This window comes from Klebsiella sp. CB_Kp196, from assembly GCF_040061575.1.
In the GTDB taxonomy this organism is placed as follows: domain Bacteria; phylum Pseudomonadota; class Gammaproteobacteria; order Enterobacterales; family Enterobacteriaceae; genus Klebsiella; species Klebsiella michiganensis.
Window position 1 is genome coordinate 150,293 of sequence record NZ_JBEAFH010000044.1, and the last position, 17,272, is coordinate 167,564.

Consider the following 17,272-nt stretch of genomic DNA (forward strand, 5'->3'; position numbering starts at 1 on the left):
CGTGCCGGCCATGGGTTCCAGCGTCGGCGCGGGCTCACTGAGGATAACCCGTACCCTGATACTATGAGCGAAAAAAAATGGATTAAGGCAGAGGACGTTGCCCGACTCGCTGGCGTCTCCCGTTCCGCGGTTTCCCGCACCTTTACGCCCGGCGCATCGGTGGCGGAAAAAACCCGCCAGAAGGTCCTCGCCGCGGCGGAAACGCTGGGCTATCAGGTCAACATTATTGCCCGCACGATGAACACCGGCAGCAGCAATTTTATCGGCATCGTCACCGCCGGTTTTGATAATCCCTTCCGCAGCAAGCTGCTGTCGCCGCTGGTCCACCAGCTGGCGCTCAACGGTTTTATGCCGCTGCTGATGAACGCCGACGATCCGCAGCAGCTCGCCCCGTCGCTCAGGCAACTGCTGAGCTATCACGTCGCGGGGGTCATTATCACCTCCGGGGCGCCGCCGCTGTCGCTGGCGGAGGAGTATCTGGAGCGAAAAATCCCGGTGACCCTTATCAACCGCCACGCCGAGCTGGCCGGCTGCGATCGCGTGTGCAGCGACAACGCGCAGGGCACGAAGCTGGTGGCCGACCTGTTTGCCCAGCGCCAGTGGCGCCAGGCCGGGTTTATCGGCGAAAGCCTGGATAACTTCAGTACCCGCCAGCGCTACGAAGCGTTTGTTGCCCATACCCAGGGTATGGAGGTCGCCGCGCACTTCTGCGACAGCAGCGGCTATCAGGCAGGTTTTGCCGCCGCCAGGCAGCTGCTTGCCGCGCATCCGCAGCTGCAGGCGCTGTTCTGCGCTACCGATATGCTGGCGCTCGGCGCGCTGGACGGCCTGCGGGCGGACAACCCCGCCGCTTCGCTACCGGCGATTATCGGCTTCGATGATATTCCCCAGGCGGACTGGCAGCCCTATCAGCTGACTACCGTGCAGCAGAATACCGCCCTGCTCGCCCACCACGCGGTGGATCTGCTGGTCACGCGGATCGCCAAATTCAGCCTGCCGTCACGCCATCGCGAAGTGCCGGTGAAACTGATCGTTCGTCAAAGCGCGAAATGAAAAATTCATTTTATGCCGGAGCGATCACAGAATAATATTTTTAATCCATCCACACTCATTTTGCCCTTCGGGGCCGTTTTTTTCAGGCAATTTGCACACGTGTGCAAAATAGGGAGTTATGATGAAATCACTGGAATCAAATGAACTGCAGGCCCGCTACCGTTTAGCCTGCGAGCTGGCGAAGGCCGGCGCTGAACTGGCGTTCGAATACTATCAACAGCGCGACCGGCTGACGGTGGATCATAAAGGCGAGGATCTGCAGGACGTGGTCAGCGTCGCCGATAAGCGGGTCGAAGCGTTTGTTAAGCAGCGCATTACCGACGCCTTCCCGCAGGACGGTTTTCTCGGCGAGGAGAGCGGGACGCAGATGCCGGACGCGCGCGTGCTGTGGGTTGTCGATCCCATCGACGGCACCAGCTGTTTTCTTAACGGCCTGCACACCTGGTGCCTGTCGCTGGCCATCATAGCCGACGGCGAACCGGTTATCGGCGTGGTGTACGACCCCAACCATCGCGAGCTGTTCCACGCCCTGAAAGGCCAGGGCGCATGGCTTAACGATGCGCCTATCGCGCCGCATCCGGCAGCGACGGTCAAAGAGGGCGTGATGGGCGTCGGCACCTCGCACCGCGTGACGCCTGCGGTCTTTCTGCCCTTCCTCGATGCGCTGCTGAGCGACGGCGGGATGTTTATCCGCAACGGCTCCGGGGCGCTGATGAGCGCCTGGGCGGCGGCGGGCAGGCTTATCGGCTACTACGAACCGCATATGAACCCGTGGGACGGGCTGCCGGGGCTGGTGCTGATGCGCGAAGCGGGCGGCCTCAGCAACGACTATCTGGCAAACGACGGGATTCGTCACGGTAATCCGCTGCTGCTGGCCAGCAAGACGCTCTATCCACAATTAAAAAACATGCTTTGTCACCCATTACCTTAACCGCATCGGGTCAGGCTTTATCTGATTATGTACTCTACACAACGACAATCAACCCTAAATAATTCGAGTTGCAGAAAGGCGGCAAGTGAGCGACAAATTCGTCGGGAACGAATTTGACCAGCCGAAGGCTGGCCTCCGGTGAGAGGCAGGAGCCTCTCATTAATCCCCAGGAGCTTACTCTGGTAAGTGACTGGGGTGAACGAACGCAGCCAACGCATATGCAACTTGAAGTATGACGGGTTAAACCTCATGGACGAACCACACTAATCAGTCAGGCCTCCGACCTTCGGAGATACCATTATGTCTGGAAGAATTATCGCATTTTTTCGCGCTTCGCCGCCCAAAGCGGGCGGAGAGTTCGATGAGCGGCGCTTTCGCAGCGTGCGCTGGCAAACCTTTATTACCATGACCCTGGCGTACGTCACGTTCTACGTTTGCCGGCTGTCGTTCACCGTCGCCAAAAGCGCGCTGGTGGAGCTCGGCATTACCCCGACGGAGCTGGGCATGATCGGCTCAACGCTATTTTTCAGCTACGCTATCGGCAAGCTGGTCAACGGCTTTATCGCCGATCATGCCAACGTGGTGCGCTATATGAGCCTTGGGCTGCTGCTGAGCGCCGGGATGAACCTGATGATGGGGATGACCAGCAACGCCATGCTGCTGGCTATCTTCTGGGGGATTAACGGCTGGGCGCAGTCGATGGGCGTCGGTCCGTGCGTGGTATCGCTGGCGCGCTGGTACGGCTGTAAAGAGCGAGGCACTTTTTACGCCATCTGGTCGACGGCGCATAACATCGGCGAAGCGATGACCTATATGGTGATCGCGGCGGTGATTGCCGGATTCGGCTGGCAGATGGGCTATCTGTCGACCGCCGCGCTCGGCGCCGCCGGGGTGGTGCTGATGCTGTTGTTTATGCGCGACTCGCCGCAAAGCTGCGGCTTCCCGTCAATCAACGTGATTCGCGACGAACCGCTGGAGGAGACGGAAGCCCGCGGCTCGGTGTTTAAAAACCAGCTGCTGGCGCTGCGCAACCCGGCCCTGTGGGCGCTGGCGCTGGCCTCGGCGTTTATGTATATCGACCGCTACGCGGTGAACTCATGGGGGATCTTCTTCCTGGAGCAGGATAAAGCCTACTCTACCCTCGAAGCGTCCGGGATTATCGGGGTCAACGCTATCGCGGGTATTGCCGGAACGATTATCGCCGGGATGCTCTCCGACCGCTTCTTCCCGCGCAACCGCAGCGTGATGGCCGGTTTTATCAGCCTGCTCAATACCGCCGGCTTCGCGCTGATGCTCTGGTCACCGCACGGCTACTACACCGATATTCTGGCGATGATTATCTTCGGCGCCACCATTGGGGCGTTGACCTGCTTCCTTGGCGGACTGATCGCCGTCGATATTTCGTCCCGTAAAGCCGCGGGCGCCGCGCTCGGCACCATCGGTATTGCCAGCTACGCGGGGGCGGGACTCGGAGAGTTTCTGACCGGCATCATCATCGATAAAACATCGATAATCGAAAATGGCAAAACGCTGTATGACTTCAGTACGCTATCGCTGTTTTGGGTAGGCACCGGCCTGATGTCCGCGCTATTCTGTTTTACCACCGCCGCGATTGTCGCCAGGCGACACGCGATAGAGCGTCAGACCTCATTCTCGTCATAACCTTTTAACTTATAAGGAATATTTTATGATGCCTGTACGACATCAGGTTTTGCTACGCCTGCTGCTCGCCTGCGCCCTGCCGCTGCTGGCCGCGCCGGGCCACGCCGCCGCGCAGTTTACGCTGGAAAAAGTGGTTGAGCTCAGCCGCCACGGCATTCGTCCGCCGACGGAGGGCAACCGGGAGGCCATCGAAGCCGCGACCCAGCGTCCGTGGACGCAGTGGACCACTCACGACGGCGAGCTGACCGGCCACGGCTATGCCGCCGTCGTCAATAAAGGTCGTGATGAAGGCGCACGCTATCGTCAGCTCGGACTACTGGCGGCGGGCTGTCCGGCGAGTGGAGAGATTTACGTGCGCGCCAGCCCCCTGCAGCGCACGCGGGCCACCGCCCAGGCGCTGGTGGACGGCGCCTTTCCCGGCTGCGGCGTGATGATTCATCACGTCAGCGGCGACGCCGACCCGCTGTTTCAGACCGATAAATTTGCCGCCACGCAAACCGATCCCGCCCGCCAGCTGACGGAAGTGAAGAAGACGGCCGGCGATCTGGCGCAGCGTCGGCAGGCGCTGGCTCCGGTGATTCAGTTGCTGAAAAACGCCGTCTGCGCGCCCGATAAGCCCTGCCCGGTATTTGACCTGCCGTGGCAGGTGGAGCAGAGCAAAAGCGGCAAAACGTCGATTAGCGGGCTGAGCGTGATGGCCAATATGGTTGAGACGCTGCGTCTGGGCTGGAGCGAGAACCTGCCTCTCAGCCAGCTGGCGTGGGGCAATATTACCCGCGCCAGCCAGGTCACCGCCCTGCTGCCGCTGCTGACGGAGAACTACGATCTGAGCAACGATGTGTTTTATACCGCGCAAAAACGCGGCTCGATTCTGCTCAACGCCATGCTCGAAGGGGTAAAAGAGGGCGCCGCGCCGAACGTGCGCTGGCTGCTGCTGGTGGCGCACGATACCAATATCGCCATGGTGCGGACGTTAATGGACTTTAGCTGGCAGCTGCCGGGGTACAGCCGCGGCAATATCCCGCCGGGCAGCAGCCTGGTACTGGAACGCTGGCGCGACACCCATAGCGGAAAACGCTACCTGCGCGTCTACTTCCAGGCGCAAAGTCTGGACGATTTACGCCGCCTGCAAACGCCGGATAGCCAGCATCCGCTGCTGCGCCAGGAGTGGCATCAGGCGGGCTGCCGGACCACCGCCGTCGGGACGCTGTGCCCGTACCAGGCGGCGCTGACGGCGCTTGGCCGCAATATCGACCCGCAGTCCGCTCCGGCGGTAGAGATGGTGCTGCCATAAGTTGAAGGCGAAGCGAGGGAGGTCGCTTCGCCTTTTTCGCTCAGGTTCAGGCCTTTTCTGGCGCAAACGCCCCGGCGGCGACCTGCTCCGGGGTCACCACGCCGCTGTCCAGCACCCAGCCGCTCACTAACGCCGCGGGCGTGACGTCAAACGCCGGATTATAAACGGCGGCCTCTTTCGGCGCCCACTGCACCGCGCCAAAGCTGCCGGCGACGCCGGTGACTTCGGCGGCCGCCCTCTGCTCAATCGGGATTGCCGCGCCGTTCGGGCAATGGCGGTCCAGGGTAGTCTGCGGCGCGGCCACGTAAAAGGGAATCTGATGATACTTCGCCAGCACCGCCAGCGAATAGGTGCCGATTTTATTTGCCACATCGCCGTTGGCGGCGATACGGTCAGCGCCCACCCAAACCGCGTCGACCTGGCCCTGCGCCATCAGGCTGGCGGCCATCGAGTCGGTAATCAGCCGATACGGCACGCCCAGTTCACCCAGCTCCCAGGCGGTCAAACGTCCGCCCTGTAACAGCGGGCGCGTTTCATCCACCCAGACGTGCGCCACCTTTCCCTGCTGATGCGCCAGCGCAATCACCCCCAGCGCGGTGCCGACGCCCGCCGTCGCCAGGCCGCCGGTATTGCAGTGGGTCAACAGGCGGCTGCCCGGCGTCACCAGCGCGCTGCCCGCCTCGGCGATGCTGGCGCAAAGCTGTTTATCCTCTTCGATCAGGCGCAGCGCTTCCGCTTCCAGAGCCTGTGGAAAGCGCTCCTCCGCCAGCGCCAGCTTCATGCGATCCAGATTATTCATCAGGTTTACCGCCGTCGGACGCGCGGCTCGCAGCGTCTCCAGCGCCTCAGATAGCGCCTCGCGGGTCAGGCCGCGCTGCGCCAGCAGCGCCAGCAGCAGGCTGGCCGACAGGCCAATCAGCGGCGCGCCGCGTACCCGCAGGGCGTGAATATGGTCCACCAGCAGCGCCACGTTATCCGCCGCCAGCCAGCGTTTTTCCTGCGGTAAAGCCTGCTGGTCAAGAATAAAGAGCTGATTTTCGCTTACCCGCAGGCTGGTGGTCTGTAGTGTCTGCATTTAGTTAAATCCCTGTTGCGTTGTTGTATCACATTGTGTCAGGATGAAATCCAGAAGTATAGACGTCTGAACGGCTTAATCAGAATTTTGAGGATCGAGGCAATGTCGCAATACCATACTTTCACGGCCAGCGATGCGGTGGCTTACGCCCAACAATTTGGCGGTATCGACAATCCGTCAGAACTGGTGTCCGCACAGGAAGTGGGCGACGGCAACCTCAACCTGGTGTTTAAAATTTTCGATATCAGGGGCGTGAGCCGGATTATCGTTAAGCAGGCGCTGCCCTACGTGCGCTGCGTGGGAGAATCCTGGCCGCTGACCCTTGACCGCGCGCGCCTTGAAGCACAAACCCTGGTGGCTCACTATCAGCACTGCCCGCAGCACACGGTGCGGATTGTGCATTTCGATCCCGAGTTGGCGGTGATGGTGATGGAAGATCTCTCCGATCACCGCATCTGGCGCGGGGAGCTGATCAACAACGTTTACTACCCCCAGGCCGCCAGCCAGCTGGGGGAATACCTGGCCCAGACGCTGTTTCACACCAGCGACTTTTATCTGCATCCTCATGAGAAAAAGGCCCAGGTGGCGCAATTTATTAATCCCGAGATGTGCGAAATCACCGAGGATCTGTTCTTTAACGACCCGTATCAGGTTCACGAGCGCAACAGCTATCCAGCCGCGCTGGAAGCCGATGTCGCCGCCCTGCGCGACGATGCCCAGCTGAAGCTGGCGGTGGCCGCGCTCAAGCATCGCTTCTTCTCCCATGCCGAAGCGCTGCTGCACGGCGATATCCACAGCGGCTCGATTTTCGTCGCCGAAGGCAGCTTTAAGGCCATCGACGCCGAGTTCGGCTTTTTCGGCCCGATTGGCTTCGATATCGGCACCGCCATCGGCAACCTGCTGCTCAACTATTGCGGTCTGCCGGGGCATCTGGGCATTCGCGATGCCGCCGCCGCTCGCGAACAGCGCCTCAGCGATATCCAGCAGTTCTGGACCACCTTTGCCGAGCGTTTTCAGGCGCTGGCGGCGGAGAGATCCCGCGACGCCGCGCTGGCCTGGCCCGGCTATGCCTCCGCGTTCCTGAAGAAAGTGTGGGCCGACGCGGTGGGCTTCTGCGGCACCGAACTGATTCGCCGCAGCGTCGGGCTGTCGCACGTGGCGGATATCGACGCTATCCCGGACGACGCCATGCGCCATGAATGCCTGCGCCACGCCATCACGCTGGGTAAAGCGCTGATTGTGATTGCCGGGCGTATCGACAGCGTGGATGAGCTGATTGCGCGAATTCGCCAGTACGGTTGAATCTCCGTCCAGCCTTTCCCGGCTCGCGCTGCGCTTAGCCGGGCTACGGGTTCACCACCGTCTGCGATCAGGTAGCCCGGACAGGCGCGTCAAGCGCCGCATCCGGGTATTTGCCTCTTTTCCCCGGAGGCGATGCTTCGCATCTGTCCGGGCTACGGGTTCGCCACCGTCTGCGATCCGGTAGCCCGGGTAAGGCGTTTACGCCGCAACCCGGGAAGGCAACAACCCACAATCCCCTACCCCAGATACTCAATCACCGACAGCCCGCCGTTATAGTCGGTGCTGTAAATAATTCCCTGCGCGTCGACGAACACGTCGCAGGACTGGATCACCCGCGGGCGACCGGGGCGGGTATCCATCATTTTCGCCGGCGCGGCGGGCACCAGCGCCCCGGTTTCCACCGGCCGATAAGGGTTGGAAATATCGTAAGCGCGAACGCCCGCGTTCTGATAAGTGGCGAAAATCAGCGTTGAGCTGACAAAGCTGCCGGGACGATTCTCATGCAGGTTATGCGGGCCAAAGTGCGCCCCTTTCGCCACGTAGTCAGCTTCGTCCGGCTGCGGGAAAGTGGCGATACTCACCGGATTCGTCGGGTCGCGAATGTCGAACAGCCAGATCAGCTTCTCGCCATCCTGCTGGTTATCCAGCACCGCCTCATCAAGCACCACCAGCAGATCCCGATCCGGGAGCGGCAGCGCGGTGTGGGTGCCGCCGCCAAACGGCGGGCTCCAGTTACGGTGGCTAATCAGCTTCGGCTGGGTGCGGTCCTGCACATCGAGCAGGGTCAGGCCGCCGTCGCGCCAGCTGCCGTAGGCGGTGTCGCCGGCGATAATCGCGTGATGCAGGGCATAGCGCTTACCTTCCGGCCACTGCGCGGTCTCCCCCGCCGCCTGGTTCATCCCCGGCAGCCACCAGCGCCCGGCGACCTCCGGCTTGCGCGGGTCGGCCAGGTCGATAGTCAGGAAAATGTAGTCGCTAAAGCCGTCAATCAGCGCGGAAACGTAGGCCCAGCGTCCGCCGACGTACCAGATTCGGTGGATACCGATGCCGTTAAGCGACAGAAAAGCGATCTCTCGCGGTTTATCCGGAGTGGAAATATCAAAAATCCGCAGCCCGGCTCTCCAGCCCCTATCCCGTACGTCGCTGACCGTCTCACCCACCGAACGGGTGTAGTACACCTTCTCGTCGGCGAAGCGGGCATCGGCGAACAGATCCCGGGCGTTGATCACCAGCAGCAGATCATCGTGCGCCTGTAAATGGACGTTCCAGGTACCGGGCGGCGCGGCGATGTAGTTGACCGTTTGCGGATGTTTAGGGTCGCGCACATCCACCACGGAAAAGCCCTGCGAGACCATATGGCCGATATAGGCAAAACCACGATGGACCATCAGCTGAACGCCGTCCGGGCGTCCCCCCTGATCGCTATGCCCGATCAGCCGCATATTGCGGCTGTATTCTGGTGTTGGCAAAACACTCATTTGTTTTTCGCTTCCAGGGTAGCGAACCACGGGGCGATAAAGTCTTCTGTCTGGCCCCAGCCCGGGATAATTTTACCCAGCGAGGCGACGTTAACCGCCCCCGGCTGCGCCGCCAGCAGCGCCTGCGGGATCGCCGCCGCCTTAAAGTCGTAGGTCGCAGGCGTCGGTTCCCCGGCAATCTTATTGGCGATCAGGCGCACGTTGGTGGCGCCGATAAGCTTCGGATCCACCGCTACGCTCACCTTCCACGGGCTGCCGGATTCGCGCATCAGCTGCAGATCCTGGTTGGAAATGTCGATGCTGTAGAGTTTGATCTCGGTGCGGCCGTTCTCTTTCAGCGCTTTATAGGCGCCCTGGCTGAACGCGTCCCAGGTTCCCCAGATAGCATCAATTTTACCTTTCGGGTATTTCGCCAGGATCGCGCCGACCTTGTTGGCGGTATCGCCCTGCACGTCGGAAGAGACCGCGCCGATGGATTCCAGCTCTTTGATGCCGGGGTTTTGTTTAAGCAGCGTCTGGTAGGCCGCCTGGCGGCGCTCCATCGGCGGGAAACCCGCGACCCACAGTTTGACGATATTGGCTTTGCCGTTGAAATCTTTCACCAGCTGGCCAAAGGAGAGCTCGGTCAGCGAAGCATCATCCTGCTGGGTGACGGTGACGCCCGGGATCTGGCCGTTTACCGCGGTATCGAAAACCGAGACTTTGATCCCGGCGTCCACCGCTTTTTTCACCAGCGCGGTGGCGTAGGGATCGCGCCCCTGAGAAAGGATAATGCCGTCGTATTTCTGGCTAATCGCCTGGTTAACGAAGTCCTGGAATTTGGCGTCATCACCGTTGCTGAGGAAGGTACTGATTTTAAAGCCGAGCTTTTTCCCCTCCTGGATCGCTCCGGAGACAAACTGAGTGGTGTTATCGTCGGAGCCCAGGTTGCGGATCACCGCAATGCGAATCGGCCCGCTGTGTTCAGCAATGGCAGCCGGAAGCGGCGTCGGGGTTTCAGCAAAGGCCGCTGCAGCGTTGAACAACCCCAGCGCGATGAGTGAAAATGTTATCTTTTTCATAGTGTTTCCTTTTTGTTACCCTAAATAATTCGAATTGCAGGACGGCGGCAAGTAAACGAATCCCGATGAGCTTACATAAGTAAGTGATTCGGGTGAGTGAACGCAGCCAACACACCTGCAATTTGAAGAATGACGGGTAAAATTTTAGATGCGGCGCTGAAAATAAGTCAGTGCGAGCGCGCCAGCCAGCACCAGCCCTTTAATAATGTCCATCGCGTAATAGGGCACCGAGAGCATCACCAGGCCGTTGGAAAGCACGCCTAAAATGACCGCCCCTACCAGCGTACCGAGCGCGTTCGGCTTACCGGAACCGGCCAGCGAGAAGCCAATCCACGCCGCCGCCACCGCATCCATCAGGTAGCCGCCGCCGGCGTTCACCTGCGATGAGCCGATGCGCGACGCCAACAGAATGCCGCCGAGCCCCGCCAGCAGAGAGGCGATGACGTACGCCGCCACTTTGTAACGGGTGATGCGCAGGCCGGAGAGGCGCGCCGCTTCCGGGTTGCCGCCGATGGCGTACATCCGCCGTCCGTGGGTGGTAAAAGAGAGCGCCAGCTGAGCGATAACGGTCACCACCAGCATAATGATCACTATCGTTGGCACCTGCCCCAGCGAACCGAACGCCGCCGGAATCGCGCCTTCCGCCATATCGCCGCTCGGCAGCACCATGTTTTCGGTGATCGACCCGCCGTAGCTGTAGGTCATCGCCACGCCCTGAATCACGAACAGGCTGGCAAGCGTCGCCAGCATGTCGGGAATACGCAGGATCACGATCAGAAACGCGTTAAACAGCCCCACTAAGGTACAGAGCGCCAGGGTGATAAGGATCGCCTCGGTGGTGCCGAAGCCGTGCCAGACAAACAGCGAAATCACCAGCGCATTGGCCAGCGAGGCGGTGGAGCCCACGGACAAATCGAAACCGCCGATGGTCAGCGATATCGATACGCCGATGGCGATCACCGTCACGATGGCGATGGAACGCAGGATGTTGATGATGTTAAACGGGTCGAGGAAGTTGTCCGACGCCAGGCCAAAAACGGCGATCAGCAGGACGACGGTCAGCAACATGCCCCATTTGTAGAGAAAATCGAAAAATCGCTGACGGCCCGATACCGTCGCGTTAACTGCCAGGGCCTTACTCACGCTGCTGCTCCTCCGGTGGAGTAATAAAGAATGTTCTCTTCCCGGGCCTCTGCGCCCGGAATTTCCGCCACGATGCGCCCGTCCCACAGCACGCAGATGCGATCGCACAGGCCGACCAGTTCGGCGAACTCGCCCGAGGCGTAAATCACCCCTTTGCCTTCCCGCGCCAGGCCGTCGATCGCGTTGAAGAGGTCCGTTTTGGCTTTGACGTCGACCCCTTTGGTCGGCTCATCGAAAATCAGGACGTTGGCGTTGCCGCGCAGCCATTTGCCTATCGCCACTTTTTGCTGATTGCCGCCGGAGAGACGGCGCAGGGTTTGCGCCGGACCCGATGTCCGAATGCCCACCCGGGCGATCACCTCTTCCGCCCAGCGCCAGGCCTGACGATGGCCAAACAGGCTCCAGCGGGAGAAGCTGCTATCGGCGCTGACCGCCAGGTTCATCGCCACCGGTTCTTCGATAAAAATGCCCTCTTTGCGCCGCTCTTCCGGCACCAGCGCCAGACCGCGCGCCACCGAGTCCGCCGGGTCGCGCGGTCGCCACGGCTGGCTGTTCAGTTCGCCGCGGGTCAAACGGCTTTTGCTGGCGCCAAACAGCGCCTTACACAGCTCGGTTTTCCCGGCGCCCGCCAGCCCGGCGATCCCCAGAATCTCCCCCTTGCGCAGACGCAACGAGATTTCCTGCAGCAGCCCTTCGTCGTGCAGCCCTTCAACCTGTAGCAGCACCTCATCGCTATGCGGCGGCCGCTTCGGCGGAAAGATATCGCTCAGCTCATGCCCGAGCATCTTCTCGACGATCTGCTCGCCGCTCAGGTCGGCCATCGGCCCGCTCTCAATCAGCCGGCCGTCGCGCAGCACCGTCAGGGTGTCGCAGACCGCTTTTAATTCATGAATGCGGTGCGAGATAAACACGATACCAATGCCCTGCCGCTGCAGGCGGCGAACCACCGCAAACAGGCGTTCGCTTTCGTTTTGGTCCAGCGGCGCGGTCGGTTCATCGAGGATAAGAAAGCGGCAGTGATGCGACAGCGCGCGGGCCAGCAGGATTTGCTGTTTTTCCGCCAGCGTACAGCTGTCGATGGAGCGGCGTACGTCGAGGCTGACGTCAAGCTGAGCCAGCGCCTCGCGCGCCAGCTGGCGCAGCCGCCCCCAGCGGAAGGCGATCCCCGGCTCCGCCAGCCTGTCGAGCATGATGTTTTCCGCGATGCTCAGGCCCGGGACCAGCGCCACGTCAACCTCCTGCTGCACCAGATGGATCCCCAGCAGTTTGGCATCGCGCGGCGAGCGAATGCTTACCGACTGGTTGTTAATCACCACCTCGCCTTCGTAATGGGCGTGCGTGCCGCACAGCACCGCCATGAGCGTGGACTTACCCGCGCCGTTGGCGCCGGTCAGCGCATGCACCGATCCCCCCGTCAGGGTGAAAGCCACGTTGCTGAGCGCCAGAAAGCCGGAAAAGGCCAGGCTAATATTTTGCATCTCAAGGCGATTGCCGGTCATCCCCTGCACCCTGTCGATTAATGTTCTGATTTAACGAATTTTTCATAGCTCTCCTTGACTGACAAATGCATAAAAGGCATAAGATAAAGCGAAATAATATTAGCCATCCGGATGTCCAGACATAACATCGGGTTAGCGAAACAGCACAAGGACAACATTGATGAGTCACAGCGATATCCGCGTGGTCCCCGGCCCCGCCAACTACTATTCCCATCCCGGCAGCCTTGCCCGGCTGCAGGATTTTTACAGCGAAGAACAGCTTTCACGCGCGGTGTGGGTTTACGGCGAGCGGGCTATCGCGGGCGCGCAGGCTTTCCTGCCGGCAGCGTTTAACGCGCCTGGCGCCAAAAAAATATTATTTAAAGGCCACTGCAGCGAAAGCGACGTCAGCGAGCTGGCCCGCGCATCCGGCGACGATCGGTCGGTGGTGATTGGCGTGGGCGGCGGCGCGCTGCTCGATACCGCGAAGGCGCTGGCCCGTCGCCTCGGCCTGCCGGTGGTGGCCATCCCCACCATCGCCGCTACCTGCGCGGCGTGGACGCCGCTGTCGGTGTGGTATAACGATGCCGGTCAGGCGCTGCAGTTTGAAATCTTCGACGACGCCAACTTCCTGGTCCTGGTGGAGCCGCACATTATTCTTAACGCGCCGGCGGAATATCTGCTGGCGGGCATCGGCGATACGCTCGCGAAATGGTATGAAGCGGTGGTGCTGGCTCCGCAGCCTGAGACGCTGCCGCTCACCGTACGCCTGGGTATCAACGGCGCGCTGGCGATCCGCGATGTGCTGCTGGAAAGCAGCGAAACCGCGCTGGCCGACCAGCAGCGCGGCGAGCTGACCCAGGCGTTTCGCGACGTGGTGGACGCGGTTATCGCCGGCGGCGGTATGGTCGGCGGGCTGGGCGAGCGCTATACCCGCGTTGCCGCCGCCCACGCGGTGCACAACGGGCTGACGGTACTGCCGCAGACCGAGAAGTATCTTCACGGGACCAAAGTCGCCTACGGCATTCTGGTCCAGAGCGCCCTGCTCGGCCAGGACGACGTGCTGGCGCAGCTGGTGCAGGCGTATCGGCGCTTTAATCTGCCGACTACGCTGGCGGCGCTGGAGGTGGACATCAACAACCGCGAACAGCTGGATAAGGTGATTGCCCATACCCTGCGCCCGGTGGAGTCCATCCATTTTCTGCCGGTTGAACTGAACGCCGAAACCCTGCGCGCGGCGTTTGAGAAGGTCGAACGTTTCGCCGGTTAATCCCCCGTTTTATTCGCCTCTGCCGCCCGGCGGAGGCGCTTTCGAGCCGCCTCGCAAAGCCGATGTTTCTGCCTTCGCCAGAAGACGATTCTGCGTTAGGGTACCCTCATAAGAAAATAACAAACTTATCTTATAAACTTATTATTTTCTTATGTTCAACTGAGGTGTACAGTGGAGGTACATAGCATGCTCATCTGGTCAAAAGTGGCAAAAAAGGCACTGGCAAATACCGATTATCGCTATCAGCAGCGAATCAAAAGCAGGCTAGCTGATTTAGGTGACCGTACGGCTCCTCGGCCCGATGTCAGAAAGTTATCTAAACCAGAGAATCATTACCGTCTTCGGGTAGGGGATTATCGGGTCATTTTCACACGTCAGGGGCTGACGCTGAGCGACCTGTTTATCGTGTCCGTTAAGCGCAGAACCTCAACAACCTATTTGCATGAGGAGAATATGCCATATGGCTGTTCAGATAATTAAGGATGATGAAGGGAAAGCGCAGTACGCGGTGATCCCCTACGACGAATACTTCCAGATGTGTTTGCAGCTAGCCGAGCTGGATGATGAAACGGAAGCCGATCTTGAAGATATTCCGGTAGAACACGATATCTACGACAACGTGATGCTGCCGGGTGACGTCTGCGACATCATGGATAAAGAGAAAGTCAGCCTGCAGGCGGCCTGGCGCATTTTGCGCGGCCTGTCGCAGCAGGAGGTGGCCAATAAGCTCGGGATTAGCCAGTCGGCGGTATCCCAGCTAGAAGCTATCGACTCCCGCCCGCAAAAGCGCACCCGCGAAAAGCTGGCGGCAATATACGGCTGCACCCAGGAGCAGATCAGCCTGTATCTGCCGAAAGAGGGTTAACAGCACTTCGCGCCGCCTTTACCGCCGTAGCGCGCGTCCTGACGCTCGCGAAAAAACTCTTCATAGGTCATCGGCGTTTGTTCCGGATGGGTCACGCGGATGTGCTCCACGTAGTTGTCGTAATCCGGGACGCCGATCATCATTTTCGCCGCCTGGCCTAAATATTTTCCGGCTTTCGAAAGGGTATCAAACATTTTCAACTCCCATCATCGCCCCCCTTCTCGCAAAAGAGGGCGATAACGTCATGGCTTAGTGGGCGCGTTTCGCCTGGGTCACCAGGCTATCAGCATCAGCAGGCATCGCCTGGTAAGGGGTCTCTTTCGCCGTCGGTTTGTCCTCTTTCAGCGCCGCCAGCGCGGTCTTAATCGAGAACAGCGCCAGCACGACCACCACCACCATAAAGAAGATGGTCAGCCCGGCATCCAGACGGTTGTTAAACACCAGCTGCGCCAGCTGCGACTCGGTGTACTGCGGCGGAATATTGCCGCTGTCAATCATCGCCTGGAACTTGTTGGCAATCGCCAGGAAGCCCACTTTGGTATCGGTGCTGAACGACTTCTGCCAGCCCGCGGTCAGGGTACAGATCAGCAGCCAGGAGGTCGGCAGCAGCGCGACCCAGGCATAGCGCTGGCGCTTCATCTTAAACAGTACCACCGCGCAGAGCATCAGCGCCATCCCCGCCAGCATCTGGTTGGCAATACCAAACAGCGGCCAGAGGGTGTTGATGCCGCCAAGCGGGTCAACCACGCCCTGATGCAGGAAGTAGCCCCACGCCAGCACGCACAGCGCCGTGGCGAGAAGGTTCGCCGGCAGCGAGCTGGTTTGCTTCAGGCCCGGGCTAATCACCCCGAGCAGATCCTGCAGCATAAAGCGCGCCGCGCGCGTGCCGGCATCCACCGCGGTCAGGATAAACAGCGCCTCGAACAGAATCGCGAAGTGATACCAGAAGGAGACGTCCATCAGGCCGCCCAGCGAACCGTGCAGAATATAGGCCATGCCCACCGCCAGCGTCGGCGCGCCGCCCGCACGGGAGATAATCGACTGTTCCCCCACTTCGGTCGCAATCTGGTTAAGCGTATCCGGGGTTACGGTAAAGCCCCAACTGCTCACCACCTGCGCCGCCGACGCTACCACATCGGTCACGCCCGCCGGGGCCAGCACCGCCATCGGGCTGTTCATCGCGAAGTAGACGCCCGGGTCGATAATACAGGCCGCCACCAGCGCCATAATCGCCACGAAGGACTCCATCAGCATGCCGCCGTAGCCGATAAAGCAGGCCTGGCCTTCATTAGCCAGCATCTTCGGCGTCGTGCCGGAGGCAATCAGGGCATGGAAGCCGGAAACCGCGCCGCAGGCGATGGTGATAAACAGGAACGGGAACAGGCTGCCGCTCCATACCGGGCCGGTGCCATCGATAAATTTGGTCAGCGCCGGCATCGTCAGCGTCGGGCGCATAATCAGAATACCAATCGCCAGACCGACAATGGTGCCGATTTTCAGGAAGGTGGAGAGGTAGTCGCGAGGCGCCAGCAGCAGCCAGACCGGCAGCACCGCGGCGATAAACCCGTAGCCCACCAGAATCCAGGTGAGCTGTACGCCGGTGTAGTCAAACCACGGCGCCCAGGTCGGGCTTTCCGCCACCCAGCCGCCGGAAATGATGGCGAACACCAGCATCACCAGGCCAATCACCGACACCTCGCCAATGCGCCCGGGGCGCAGATAGCGAATATAGATCCCCATGAAAATCGCCAGCGGGATGGTAAAGGCCACGGTGTAAGTGCCCCACGGGCTGTGGGTCAGCGCTTTCACCACGATCATCGCCAGTACCGCGAGGATAATCACCATGATCATAAAGCAGGCCACCAGCGCCAGTACGCCGGCGGTCGGGCCCATCTCCTCTTTCACCAGCTCGCCGAGCGAACGTCCGTCGCGACGGGTGGAGACGAACAGCACCATAAAGTCCTGTACCGCTCCGGCCAGCACCACGCCCGCGAGGATCCAGATCATTCCCGGCAGATAGCCCATCTGCGCCGCCAGCACCGGACCAACCAGCGGCCCCGCGCCGGCAATGGCCGCAAAATGGTGACCGAACAGCACTTTCTTATCGGTTGGAACGTAGTCGAGGCCGTCGTTGTGACGCACCGCCGGAGTCATGCGCGTCGGGTCGACCGCCAGCACGTTTTTAGCGATATACAGGCCGTAAAAGCGATAGGCGATCAGATAGACGCAGACTGCCGCGACGACAATCCACAGCGCGTTAATCTGTTCACCCCGGTTTAGCGCGATATAGCCCAGGGCAAAGGCTCCGATAACGGAGAGCAGTGTCCAGATGAGGTATTTCCCTGAATTATTCATCATTGTGTTCCACAGGTAGGGTAATCAGGATGTTACAAGTTGTTTCTAGAACACAATGGAAGTTTTAACAACTTTGAAACGTTGCAGATGTCGCCTGACGGCAAGGATTTATCTCACATTGCAAGCGAGATCACTTCTGGCAGGAAAATGGATGAAAACGGGGAGGGATAATCTGTCACTGCATCGCATCCTGCTTCTCCGGAGGCGGCGCTTGACGCGCCTGTCCGGGCTACCGGCCCGCAGACGATGGTGAACCCGTAGCCCGGGTAAGCGCAGCGCGACCCGGGAAGAAGCCGCACCGATGC

Annotated in this window: 16 protein-coding genes; 8 read left to right on the forward strand and 8 right to left on the reverse strand. The window is 60.4% G+C overall.

Annotated elements, in window-relative coordinates; genetic code table 11:
* Positions 1-63: 63 nt before the first annotated feature.
* From ABLU87_RS13830 to ABLU87_RS13845, 4 genes are all read left to right on the forward strand, one after another.
* The gene (locus ABLU87_RS13830; protein ID WP_122117261.1) at positions 64-1,053 is read left to right on the forward strand and encodes a LacI family DNA-binding transcriptional regulator; all 990 of its coding nucleotides are present in this window, start codon (positions 64-66) and stop codon (positions 1,051-1,053) included.
* A gap of 121 nt (positions 1,054-1,174) precedes the next feature.
* On the forward strand, positions 1,175-1,984 hold the full coding sequence (locus tag ABLU87_RS13835) for an inositol monophosphatase (protein ID WP_025106421.1): 810 nt from the start codon (positions 1,175-1,177) through the stop codon (positions 1,982-1,984).
* 300 nt (positions 1,985-2,284) lie between these two features.
* Entirely contained in the window at positions 2,285-3,646 is a 1,362-nt protein-coding gene (locus tag ABLU87_RS13840) for an MFS transporter (RefSeq protein WP_004848711.1), read from the forward strand.
* Positions 3,647-3,671: 25 nt separating this feature from the next.
* Entirely contained in the window at positions 3,672-4,940 is a 1,269-nt protein-coding gene (locus tag ABLU87_RS13845) for a histidine-type phosphatase (RefSeq protein WP_064379146.1), read from the forward strand.
* 46 nt (positions 4,941-4,986) lie between these two features.
* Here ABLU87_RS13845 and mtnA read toward each other — a convergent pair whose 3' ends face one another.
* The gene (gene mtnA, locus ABLU87_RS13850) at positions 4,987-6,015 is read right to left on the reverse strand and encodes an S-methyl-5-thioribose-1-phosphate isomerase (protein WP_122117262.1); all 1,029 of its coding nucleotides are present in this window, start codon (positions 6,013-6,015) and stop codon (positions 4,987-4,989) included.
* A 102-nt stretch (positions 6,016-6,117) separates the two neighbouring features.
* Between mtnA and mtnK the strand changes: the two genes are divergently transcribed.
* Positions 6,118-7,317: an S-methyl-5-thioribose kinase gene (gene mtnK, locus ABLU87_RS13855; RefSeq protein ID WP_048261252.1), complete on the forward strand. Its 1,200-nt coding sequence runs from the start codon at positions 6,118-6,120 to the stop codon at positions 7,315-7,317.
* 236 nt (positions 7,318-7,553) lie between these two features.
* On the opposite strand, the gene ABLU87_RS13860 is transcribed toward mtnK, so the two are convergent.
* The 4 genes from ABLU87_RS13860 to ABLU87_RS13875 form a co-directional block, all read right to left on the reverse strand.
* Positions 7,554-8,795 carry an LVIVD repeat-containing protein gene (locus tag ABLU87_RS13860; RefSeq protein ID WP_064375577.1) on the reverse strand — a complete coding sequence of 414 codons (1,242 nt, stop codon included), beginning with the start codon at positions 8,793-8,795 and terminating at the stop codon, positions 7,554-7,556.
* On the reverse strand, positions 8,792-9,856 hold the full coding sequence (locus ABLU87_RS13865; RefSeq protein ID WP_014228368.1) for a sugar ABC transporter substrate-binding protein: 1,065 nt from the start codon (positions 9,854-9,856) through the stop codon (positions 8,792-8,794). Before ABLU87_RS13865 ends, ABLU87_RS13860 begins: the two co-directional genes overlap by 4 nt.
* A gap of 144 nt (positions 9,857-10,000) precedes the next feature.
* Positions 10,001-10,999, reverse strand: coding sequence for an ABC transporter permease (locus ABLU87_RS13870; protein ID WP_049071013.1), 999 nt, complete (start codon positions 10,997-10,999; stop codon positions 10,001-10,003).
* A complete protein-coding gene (locus ABLU87_RS13875; protein WP_122117263.1) occupies positions 10,996-12,498 on the reverse strand; it encodes a sugar ABC transporter ATP-binding protein in 1,503 nt (500 codons plus the stop codon). The genes ABLU87_RS13870 and ABLU87_RS13875 overlap by 4 nt, the downstream gene beginning before the upstream one ends.
* Positions 12,499-12,658: 160 nt before the next feature.
* Between ABLU87_RS13875 and ABLU87_RS13880 the strand changes: the two genes are divergently transcribed.
* From ABLU87_RS13880 to ABLU87_RS13890, 3 genes are all read left to right on the forward strand, one after another.
* Entirely contained in the window at positions 12,659-13,747 is a 1,089-nt protein-coding gene (locus ABLU87_RS13880; RefSeq protein WP_014228365.1) for an oxidoreductase, read from the forward strand.
* Positions 13,748-13,933: 186 nt separating this feature from the next.
* Positions 13,934-14,227: a type II toxin-antitoxin system RelE/ParE family toxin gene (locus ABLU87_RS13885; protein WP_072351809.1), complete on the forward strand. Its 294-nt coding sequence runs from the start codon at positions 13,934-13,936 to the stop codon at positions 14,225-14,227.
* Complete coding sequence (locus tag ABLU87_RS13890) at positions 14,208-14,612, forward strand: helix-turn-helix domain-containing protein (protein ID WP_004100084.1); 405 nt, start codon at positions 14,208-14,210, stop codon at positions 14,610-14,612. Before ABLU87_RS13885 ends, ABLU87_RS13890 begins: the two co-directional genes overlap by 20 nt.
* Here the strand turns inward: ABLU87_RS13890 and ABLU87_RS13895 are convergent.
* The 3 genes from ABLU87_RS13895 to ABLU87_RS13905 all read right to left on the reverse strand — a co-directional run.
* Positions 14,609-14,806: a YbdD/YjiX family protein gene (locus tag ABLU87_RS13895; protein WP_004100083.1), complete on the reverse strand. Its 198-nt coding sequence runs from the start codon at positions 14,804-14,806 to the stop codon at positions 14,609-14,611. The two genes, ABLU87_RS13890 and ABLU87_RS13895, sit on opposite strands and share 4 nt — an antisense overlap.
* Before the next feature lie 55 nt (positions 14,807-14,861).
* On the reverse strand, positions 14,862-16,967 hold the full coding sequence (cstA, locus tag ABLU87_RS13900) for a pyruvate/proton symporter CstA (protein WP_014228363.1): 2,106 nt from the start codon (positions 16,965-16,967) through the stop codon (positions 14,862-14,864).
* A 113-nt stretch (positions 16,968-17,080) separates the two neighbouring features.
* Positions 17,081-17,272: hypothetical protein (locus ABLU87_RS13905; RefSeq protein WP_348868968.1), on the reverse strand; the 192-nt coding region annotated here is incomplete at its 5' end.

What these genes read in the sequence shown, in the direction of transcription:
- ABLU87_RS13895 (WP_004100083.1), bottom strand. Translation starts at nt 14,806, where the DNA reads ATGTTTGATACCCTTTCGAAAGCCGGAAAATATTTAGGCCAGGCGGCG.
- ABLU87_RS13865 (WP_014228368.1), bottom strand. Translation starts at nt 9,856, where the DNA reads ATGAAAAAGATAACATTTTCACTCATCGCGCTGGGGTTGTTCAACGCT.
- ABLU87_RS13830 (WP_122117261.1), top strand. Translation starts at nt 64, where the DNA reads ATGAGCGAAAAAAAATGGATTAAGGCAGAGGACGTTGCCCGACTCGCT.
- mtnA (WP_122117262.1), bottom strand. Translation starts at nt 6,015, where the DNA reads ATGCAGACACTACAGACCACCAGCCTGCGGGTAAGCGAAAATCAGCTC.
- cstA (WP_014228363.1), bottom strand. Translation starts at nt 16,967, where the DNA reads ATGAATAATTCAGGGAAATACCTCATCTGGACACTGCTCTCCGTTATC.
- ABLU87_RS13880 (WP_014228365.1), top strand. Translation starts at nt 12,659, where the DNA reads ATGAGTCACAGCGATATCCGCGTGGTCCCCGGCCCCGCCAACTACTAT.
- ABLU87_RS13885 (WP_072351809.1), top strand. Translation starts at nt 13,934, where the DNA reads ATGCTCATCTGGTCAAAAGTGGCAAAAAAGGCACTGGCAAATACCGAT.
- ABLU87_RS13875 (WP_122117263.1), bottom strand. Translation starts at nt 12,498, where the DNA reads ATGACCGGCAATCGCCTTGAGATGCAAAATATTAGCCTGGCCTTTTCC.
- ABLU87_RS13840 (WP_004848711.1), top strand. Translation starts at nt 2,285, where the DNA reads ATGTCTGGAAGAATTATCGCATTTTTTCGCGCTTCGCCGCCCAAAGCG.
- ABLU87_RS13845 (WP_064379146.1), top strand. Translation starts at nt 3,672, where the DNA reads ATGATGCCTGTACGACATCAGGTTTTGCTACGCCTGCTGCTCGCCTGC.
- ABLU87_RS13835 (WP_025106421.1), top strand. Translation starts at nt 1,175, where the DNA reads ATGAAATCACTGGAATCAAATGAACTGCAGGCCCGCTACCGTTTAGCC.
- ABLU87_RS13890 (WP_004100084.1), top strand. Translation starts at nt 14,208, where the DNA reads ATGGCTGTTCAGATAATTAAGGATGATGAAGGGAAAGCGCAGTACGCG.
- mtnK (WP_048261252.1), top strand. Translation starts at nt 6,118, where the DNA reads ATGTCGCAATACCATACTTTCACGGCCAGCGATGCGGTGGCTTACGCC.
- ABLU87_RS13860 (WP_064375577.1), bottom strand. Translation starts at nt 8,795, where the DNA reads ATGAGTGTTTTGCCAACACCAGAATACAGCCGCAATATGCGGCTGATC.